8 protein-coding genes and 1 tRNA gene are annotated in these 8,007 nt (G+C 66.9%); 8 read left to right on the top strand and 1 reads right to left on the bottom strand.

Annotated features, from left to right (window positions below; all coding sequences use genetic code 11):
- The 6 genes from GPA25_RS23120 to GPA25_RS23145 form a co-directional block, all read left to right on the top strand.
- Nucleotides 1-458: Hpt domain-containing protein (locus GPA25_RS23120; protein ID WP_211163323.1), on the top strand; the 458-nt coding region annotated here is incomplete at its 5' end.
- Between the two features lie 115 nt (nucleotides 459-573).
- A tRNA-Arg gene (locus tag GPA25_RS23125) sits at nucleotides 574-650 on the top strand.
- A 428-nt stretch (nucleotides 651-1,078) separates the two neighbouring features.
- Nucleotides 1,079-1,279 carry a hypothetical protein gene (locus GPA25_RS24135; protein WP_246266126.1) on the top strand — a complete coding sequence of 67 codons (201 nt, stop codon included), beginning with the start codon at nucleotides 1,079-1,081 and terminating at the stop codon, nucleotides 1,277-1,279.
- Nucleotides 1,280-1,568: 289 nt separating this feature from the next.
- The gene (locus GPA25_RS23135) at nucleotides 1,569-1,997 is read left to right on the top strand and encodes a thiol-disulfide oxidoreductase DCC family protein (RefSeq protein ID WP_169262758.1); all 429 of its coding nucleotides are present in this window, start codon (nucleotides 1,569-1,571) and stop codon (nucleotides 1,995-1,997) included.
- 17 nt (nucleotides 1,998-2,014) lie between these two features.
- Nucleotides 2,015-3,544, top strand: a complete 1,530-nt coding sequence (locus GPA25_RS23140; RefSeq protein WP_169262759.1) for a B12-binding domain-containing radical SAM protein — start codon at nucleotides 2,015-2,017, stop codon at nucleotides 3,542-3,544.
- Between the two features lie 190 nt (nucleotides 3,545-3,734).
- Entirely contained in the window at nucleotides 3,735-4,517 is a 783-nt protein-coding gene (locus tag GPA25_RS23145; protein WP_169262760.1) for a tyrosine-protein phosphatase, read from the top strand.
- Nucleotides 4,518-4,562: 45 nt separating this feature from the next.
- On the opposite strand, the gene gpmI is transcribed toward GPA25_RS23145, so the two are convergent.
- A complete protein-coding gene (gene gpmI / locus GPA25_RS23150; protein ID WP_169262761.1) occupies nucleotides 4,563-6,206 on the bottom strand; it encodes a 2,3-bisphosphoglycerate-independent phosphoglycerate mutase in 1,644 nt (547 codons plus the stop codon).
- A gap of 128 nt (nucleotides 6,207-6,334) precedes the next feature.
- Here gpmI and GPA25_RS23155 point away from each other — a divergent pair, with 128 nt between their 5' ends.
- Nucleotides 6,335-7,033 carry an alpha/beta hydrolase gene (locus tag GPA25_RS23155; protein WP_169262762.1) on the top strand — a complete coding sequence of 233 codons (699 nt, stop codon included), beginning with the start codon at nucleotides 6,335-6,337 and terminating at the stop codon, nucleotides 7,031-7,033.
- Nucleotides 7,034-7,090: 57 nt separating this feature from the next.
- The coding region (locus GPA25_RS23160) for a monovalent cation:proton antiporter-2 (CPA2) family protein (RefSeq protein ID WP_211163324.1) at nucleotides 7,091-8,007 on the top strand (917 nt) is incomplete at its 3' end.

Consider the following 8,007-nt stretch of genomic DNA (forward strand, 5'->3'; position numbering starts at 1 on the left):
CCCCCATGCGGGCCGCCCACACCCTCAAGGGCAACGCCGGCAACATCGGCGCGCGAGGTGTCCAGACGGCTGCCGACGCGCTCGAACAGGCCTGCCGTGACAAGGCCCCGGCTGCGCGGCTCGCCCCCCTGCTGGAACGGACGCTTGCCGAACTCGCCCCTGTCATCGAAGGCCTGCAGCAGCTCGGCACGCCCGAAACCGCGCCGCCGCCGGCGGGAGAAATCTTAGCGACGATCGGCGCCGCGAACCTGCAACAAGACCTGGAGCGGCTCCGAGCCCTGCTCGAAGACAGCGACCCCGAAGCCGCCGACGCCGTCGCCGCGCTCACGCAGCGCACCGCCGGCACGTCCCTGGCGCCCATGTTGAAAAAGGTCGCGGCAAACATCGCGGACTATGACTTCGACAAGGCTCTGGAGAGTCTCGCGGCATTGACCGCGCGGGAGGCGTCAGGGGCGTAGCCACCCCTGCCTCGTGCCGCACCAGCCGTGAGCACGGCCCTTCCGAAGGCAGGGGTCGTCATGTGCCGCAGTTCGGGTATAATGCTGCGTTCCGTTGCCACGCAAGTGGCACAAGGCGCCCGTAGCTCAGCTGGATAGAGTACTGCCCTCCGAAGGCAGGGGTCGGACGTTCGAATCGTCTCGGGCGCGCCAGATATTTAAAGGCGCTGATTTCATGAAGAAATCAGCGCCTTTTTCATTCCACCCGACGTGATAAATCTGGGAACCGTCAGCGACCGACCTGGCCGTCGGCAATCAGGGCGGGGCTGGGCCATCTGCGGACCGTCACTCTCCATCCTTTTGACGACGGCAATGGGCGCATTACCCGTGCCCTTGGGGATCTGCTTCTTGCCCGCGCCGATGGCGCGCCACAGCGCTTTTACAGCCTGTCGGCGCAGATTCAGCGCGAGTGCAAAGGGTATTACGAGATTCTCGAACGAACCCAGAAAGGAACCCTGGATGTCACCGAATGGCTCGCGTGGTTCCTCACGACCCTGCACCTGGCGATTGATCAGGCGCAGCTCACCCTCGATGTCGTCCTCGCCAAGGCGCGCTTCTGGCAGCGCTTCGCCGGTGTGCCGATGAACGAGCGCCAGATCACGCTGCTCAACCGCTTGCTCGACGGCTTCGAGGGTAAGCTCACGACCAGCAAGTGGGCGGCGATCGCCAAGTGCTCTTCGGATACTGCGCTACGCGATATCAGCGAGTTGCTGTCTCAGGGGGTACTGCGAAAGTCGCCAACTGGCGGCCGCAGCACAAGCTACGAGCTTGCCGAACCCTGAGTCGGGCTCAGCGATAGCGAGACTCCGCACAAGGCCAAAGTCCGGCGTTGCCCGGGAAGCGGTTCGTCCGCGAGGCATCCGCACGTCAACGCGAACGAGATCGCGTGTAATTTCTTGATTTTCTGTCTTGACAGAATAAACAGTAATTTTATACTGGTGACATGCACCCGACGCCGCTACCGAACGCTTCATGCCGGACTGCGGTGCCAGGTGAAGAACCGAAGGCGGCTATTTTTTTGCGCATGTGTTTCTGTATTTACTGAAACAACAGTCAATAAAGGTGATGACGATGGATGATGCACGCTACCCGCTCGAGTTCCTCTATGACGGTCACTGCAGGATCTGCCAGTTCGACGTCGCCTGGCTGCGCAAGGGAGATTCCCGCGGGCGTCTCGTCTTCATCGACATCACCGCGCCATCCTTCGATCCGGCTCCGTATGGCCGCAGCGTTGATCAGTTGCTGGAACGTATTCATGCGCGCTGCGCCGACGGAACTGTCGTCGAGGGGCCGGAAGCGTTTCGCCTTGCCCTGACCGCGAATGGTTGGGGCTGGGCCGTGGCGCCGACTCGTTGGCCGGTAGCGGCCTGGATTACCGAGCGTGCCTACCGCTGGTTCGCACGTCATCGGATCGAACTGTCGCAACGCTATGGCGGCGTGTTCGCGCGAATGATGCCGGCCTGCGATGCAGGTGGCAGCTGCCGTGCGTATCGCCGCTAGGTCTCCGGGAGTTCAGCATGCGTATCCTCCTCATCAACCCGCCTTACCGCGCGGTATCGAGTGCCCACGGACTCGGCGAGCAGACTCCGCTCGGCCTGCTTGCCATCGGTGGCCCGCTGCTCGATGCCGGCCACGATGTCACCCTGCTCGATGCCGAAGTGCTGTGCCTGTCGGTGCCACAGGTTGCCGAGCATGCTCGACGACTGGCGCCCGAGCTCATTCTGACGGGCCATGGCGGCTCGACTCCGGCGCATCCCACGGTGGTCGAGATGGCCCGAGCGATCAAGCCTGCCCTTCCCGAGGTGCCGATCGTGTATGGAGGGGTCTTCCCGACCTACCATGGAGCGGAGATCCTCGCCGCGGAACCGTCGGTCGACATCGTGGTACGCGGCGAGGGTGAGCAGACGACACTGGAACTCGTCGCCGCCCTGAGCGACGGACAGCCGCTCGCGTCGGTACCCGGTTTGTTCGTGCGTCAGGCGGGACGCGTGGTCACGACGCCGGATGCCCCGCCCATCAAGCTGGACGCCTACCGCATCGGCTGGGAGTTGATCGAGGACTGGGACCACTATCAATGCTGGGGCGTCGGCCGTTCCGCCATCATCCAGCTGTCCCGGGGGTGCCCGCACCGTTGCACTTACTGCGGTCAACGCGATTTCTGGACGCGCTGGCGTCACCGCGATCCCGAGCGCGTCGCCGCCGAGATCGGCTGGCTGCATCGTCGTCACGGGGTGAATTTCGTTGACCTCGCAGACGAGAATCCGACCACTTCCAGAAGGATCTGGCGACGTTTCCTCGAAGCCATGATCGCGCAGGCCGTCCCGGTCAAGGTGTTCGCCTCGATCCGGGCCGGCGATATCGTGCGCGATGCCGACATGCTGCACCTCTACAAGGCCGCCGGCCTCGAGTGCTGCCTCATGGGACTCGAATCGACGGATCCCGTCATCCTGGAAAACATCAGCAAGGACTCGACCCAGTCCGTCGACCGGGAAGCGATCCGCTTGCTGCGCCAGCACGGCATCCTGTCCATGGCGGGGCAGATCTTCGGTTTTGAGCAAGAACGTCTGTCCGACTACTGGCGCACCTTCCGCCGTCTATGCGCCTACGATCCGGACCTGCTCAACGCCATGTACGTCACGCCTCACCGATGGACGGCTTTCTACGCCGAAAGCGGTCATCGGGACGTGGTCCAGGAGGACCGGTCGAAATGGGATTACCGTCATCAGGTCCTCAATACCCGCCACCTGGCGGCGTGGCAGGTCTTCCTCGCCGTGAAGGCGCTGGAAGTTGCGCTGCAGCTTCGTCCCCGTGTCGTGTTCCGGCTGCTTGCCCATCCTGACGCTGCCCTGCGTCGCGCGCTGCGCTGGTGCACCCGCAATGCGGCACGCGTATGGCTCGACGAGGTACACGACTTCGTGCTGCGCAGCCGCTACCGACGCCATGGCGTCGGGCTGTTCGAGTTCTGGGGCGCACCGATGACGGGCAAGCTGACGCCATTGCGGGAAGTTCCTCGTTCTCGAGTTGGCGGCGCCTCCGGAACGTGTTGATCTGCGGGGCTGGGGTATCGTCGGTCGCCACCTTGCCGCATTTCGTCCCCTCGCTGGTTGTTCGGTAGCATGCCCGCCCCGGACCTGCCGAGCGCGCAGGAAATTCGAGGCGAAGGCGACTCTCCCCATCCGCCTCCGAGCGCGTAAACTGTCAAAATCGCGGCCGCCGCAGGGGGCGGAACGGGAGGGGATGGCAGTGCGGATTGAACTGAGCGGGACGAGCAATTTTCGCAGCCTCAAGGGCTTGCCGACGCGGGACGGACGGCGCATCGCGGGGCATACGGTGTTGCGCTCGGATCAGCTCGATCGGCTGCAGCGGGCGGACTGGGACGTGCTCGCGTCGCTCGGCGTGAAGACGGTGTGCGATCTGCGCACGGCTTCGGAGCGGAGCCGGTTTCCGAACAGCCTTCCCGAGCGCGGTGTGCGGCAGATTCCGATCGAGCTCGTCGGCGACCTTCGCAGCAACCCCGAGCTGGCCGAGCCGCTGCGCACGCGGCAGGGCGTGGCGGGCGCGGTCGGCATGATGATGCAGATGTACCGTCAGTTTCCCGAGGCGCTCGCGCCGCACTTGGCGACGCTGTTCCGGCTGTTTCGGGAGGGCGAGGTGCCGGTGCTGGTGCATTGCGTCGTGGGCAAGGATCGCACCGGTTTCACGGTCGCGGTGCTCCTGCATGCACTGGGCGTGGCGGAGGAGGACGTGATGGCGGACTACCTGCTGTCCCGCAGCGTTCGCGAGACAGCCAACGAGGAGCGCCGCGCGGTCCTGGCGAAGCTGCTGCAGCGGGTCACGGAACGGCCGGCGAACAGCGAGATGGTCGACGCGCTCCTCGATGCCCGGCCCGAATATCTGCGGGCCGCCTGCGACGCCGTGACGGAGCGTTACGGCTCGATGCAGGGCTACCTGCAGGCCCGCGCCGGGCTGGATGAGCGCGCGCTCGGCGCGCTGCGCGACCGCTGGCTGGAACTGGCCTGAGCCGCGGCTGGCCACCCGCCGCGTCGTGACGGGCGGCCCGGCGGATCAGCGCACCTCGAGCAGGCTCGCGTCCCAGGCTTCGTGCTTCTCGAAGCCGATCAGGTTGGCGACGGTCGCCGCGATGTTCGACAGGCCGGCGCCTTCGAGCGTCTTGAGGCCCAGCTTGCCACCGCTGACGTTGTCGTAAAGGATCAGCGGCACCGGGTTGAGCGTGTGCGCGGTCTTGGCCTTGAACGAGCCGTCGGTGTTCTGCGCGGGCTGTTTGGTCTTCTTGTCGAGCTCGAACATCTCGTCGGCGTTGCCGTGGTCGGCGGTGATCAACGCCACGCCGCCGGCCGCGTCGATCGCGGGCAAGAGGCGCGACAGCGCGAGGTCGACGGCCTCGATCGACATCGTCGCGGCGCGGAAGTGGCCGGAGTGGCCGACCATGTCGCCGTTGGCGTAGTTGCAGCGCAGGACTTTGTGCTGGCCGCTGCGGATCGCGTCGATCATCGCGTCGGTGATCTCGGCGGCCTTCATCCACGGGCGCTGCTCGAAGGGCACGACGTCGCTGGGCACTTCCTGCCAGGTCTCGCCCGCGAACTTGTTCGAACGGTTGCCGTTCCAGAAGTAGGTCACGTGGCCGAACTTCTGCGTCTCGGAGCACGCGAACTGGGCAACGCCGCTCTTGGCGAACCATTCGCTCATGGTGTCGCGGATGGCCGGCGGATCGACGAGGAAGCGCTTGGGCAGCTTGAGGTCGCCGTCGTACTGCAGCATGCCGGCGTAGGTCACCTTGGGCACGCGCACGCGGTCGAACTTGTCGAAGCCTTCGCCCTCCTCGAAGGCGCGGGTGATCTCGATCGCGCGGTCGCCGCGGAAGTTGTAGAAGACCACCGCGTCGCCGTCCTCGATGGTGCCGACCGGCTGGCCGTCCTTGCCGATGACGAAGGCGGGCAGGTCCTGGTCGATGGTGCGGGGCAGGCGCTCGCGCAGCGCGCGCACGGCCTCGGAGGCGCTGGCGAACTGCTCGCCGCGGCCCAGCACGTGAGTGTGCCAGCCCTGCTCGACCATCTTCCAGTTGGCGTCGTAGCGGTCCATGGTGATGACCATGCGGCCGCCGCCCGAGGCGATCTGCGCATCGAAGCCGGCTGCCTGCAACTCGCCGAGGAAGGCCTCGAAGGGCTCGAGGTATTCGAGGGCGCTGGTCTCGGGCACGTCGCGGCCGTCGAGCAGCGCGTGGATGCGTACCGCCTTCACGCCCTCGTCGCGGGCGCGCAGCACCATCGCCTTGAGGTGGTCGATGTGGCTATGCACGTTGCCGTCGGAGAACAGACCGATCAAGTGCAGCACACCGCGACCCGCCTTGGCGCCGGCGACGATCTGCTGCCACGCGGCGCCCTGCCAGATGGCGCCGGAATCGATCGCGCCGGCGACCAGCGCGGCGCCCTGCGAATAGACCTGGCCGGCGCCGATGGCGTTGTGGCCGACTTCCGAGTTGCCCATGTCCTCGTCCGAGGGCATGCCGACCGCCGTGCCGTGCGCGCGTAGCAGCACGTGGGGGTAGCTGGCGAACAGCGCGTCGAGGGTCGGTTTCTTCGCCGCGGCGATGGCGCTGCCGACGTCGTGCTTGGGAATGCCGTAGCCGTCCATGACGACGACCACGACCGGGCCGGCGATGCCGGGGAAGGACGAGAGTTTTTGCAGCATGTTGGGGTTCCTGCGTCGGGGGTCGGAGAATCCGCTATTTTACTGTATGTGCCGACCGCCTCCGGGGTCATGCCGGATGGCGGAATGACCGGCCGCGCCCCGAACAACCCCTTCCGGATGCCACCGCCATGACCCCAGCCAGCACCCCCGTCCTGCCCACCGTCGAGGTTGAGACCGGCCCGAAGCCGACCCATGCGGTGATCTGGCTGCACGGCCTGGGCGCCGACGGCCACGATTTCGAGCCGCTGGTCCGAGAGTTCGACCCCGACCGCCTGCCGCCGACGCGTTTCGTCTTTCCGCACGCGCCGATGCGGGCGGTGACGATCAACGGCGGTTACGTCATGCGTTCCTGGTACGACATCGTGACCACCGACTTCGCGCGCCGCCGCGAGGATGCGCAGGGCGTGCGCGAATCGGCGGCGCAGCTCGAGGCGCTGATCGCGCGCGAAAACGGCCGCGGCATCGCCGCTGCGCGCATTGTGCTCGCGGGCTTCTCGCAGGGCGGCGCGATCGCCCTGCACACCGCGCTGCGCCGCCCGCAGCGGCTGGCCGGCGTGCTCGCGCTGTCGACCTACCTGCCGCTGGCCGACACGCTGGCCGCCGAGGCGCAGCCCGCCAACCGCGATACGCCGATCTTCATGGCCCACGGCTACGGCGACACGGTGATTCCCTACGACTTCGCCGAGCGCTCGGGCACGTTCCTGCGCGCCGAGGGCTACGCGCTCGACTGGCACGCGTACGAGACCGAGCACGGGGTCTGCCTCGAGGAGTTGCGCGACGTCGAGGCGTGGCTCGCGCGCGTGCTGCAGGACAAGGCCGGCGCGTAGCCGTTCTGCACCACCCGTCGACGCTTTATCCCCCAACTTCCGCAGGGCGACCGGACCATGCTTACCCAGACCGCCTTCATCCTGCTGGCCGCCGTGCTCCTGATCCCCCTCGCGAAGCGGGTCGGGCTGGGCGCGGTGCTGGGCTATCTCATCGCGGGTGTGCTGCTGGGCCCGTGGGGGCTGGGCCTGATCCGGGACGTGGAGGTGATCCTGCATTTCGGGGAATTCGGGGTCGTGCTGCTGCTCTTCGTGATCGGCCTCGAGCTCAAGCCTTCGCGTCTGTGGATGCTGCGGCGGCCGGTGTTCGGCCTTGGCAGTCTGCAGGTGGGGCTCACGACGCTCGCGCTGGCAGCCCTGGCGGCCAGCTTCGGCCTCGATGCGCGGGCCGCCGTGGTGATCGGCCTGGCCGGCGCGATGTCATCGACGGCGATGGTGCTGCAGTCGCTGGCCGAACGTAACCAGCTGCCCGATCGCCACGGACGTGACGCCTTTGCGATCCTGCTGTTTCAGGACATGGCGGTGATCCCGGTGCTGGCCGTGTTGCCGCTGCTGGGCGACGGCGCGGCCGATTTCGCCCCGCTGCCGATGCTGGGCGCGGCCGCCGCGATCGCCGGCGTGGTGCTTGCGGGGCGGGTGCTGGTGCGGCCCGTATTCACGTGGATCGCGACCCTCGGCAGCCGTGAGACCTTCACCGCGGCGGCGCTGCTGGTGGTGATCGCGACCACCCTGCTGATGGATTGGGCCGGCCTGTCCGCGTCGCTCGGGGCATTCCTCGCCGGTGTGGTGCTGGCGGACTCCGAATACCGCCACGAACTGGAAGCCGACCTCGAGCCGTTCAAGGGCTTGCTGCTCGGCGTGTTCTTCATGGCGGTGGGGATGGGGGCCAATCTCGGCCTGCTGGTCGAGGCGCCCGGCGTCGTCGTCGGGCTGGCGCTGTGCCTGATCGCACTGAAGCTGCTGGTGGTGTTCATCGT

The organism is Aromatoleum diolicum, assembly GCF_012910955.1.
Classification (GTDB): Bacteria; Pseudomonadota; Gammaproteobacteria; order Burkholderiales; family Rhodocyclaceae; genus Aromatoleum; species Aromatoleum diolicum.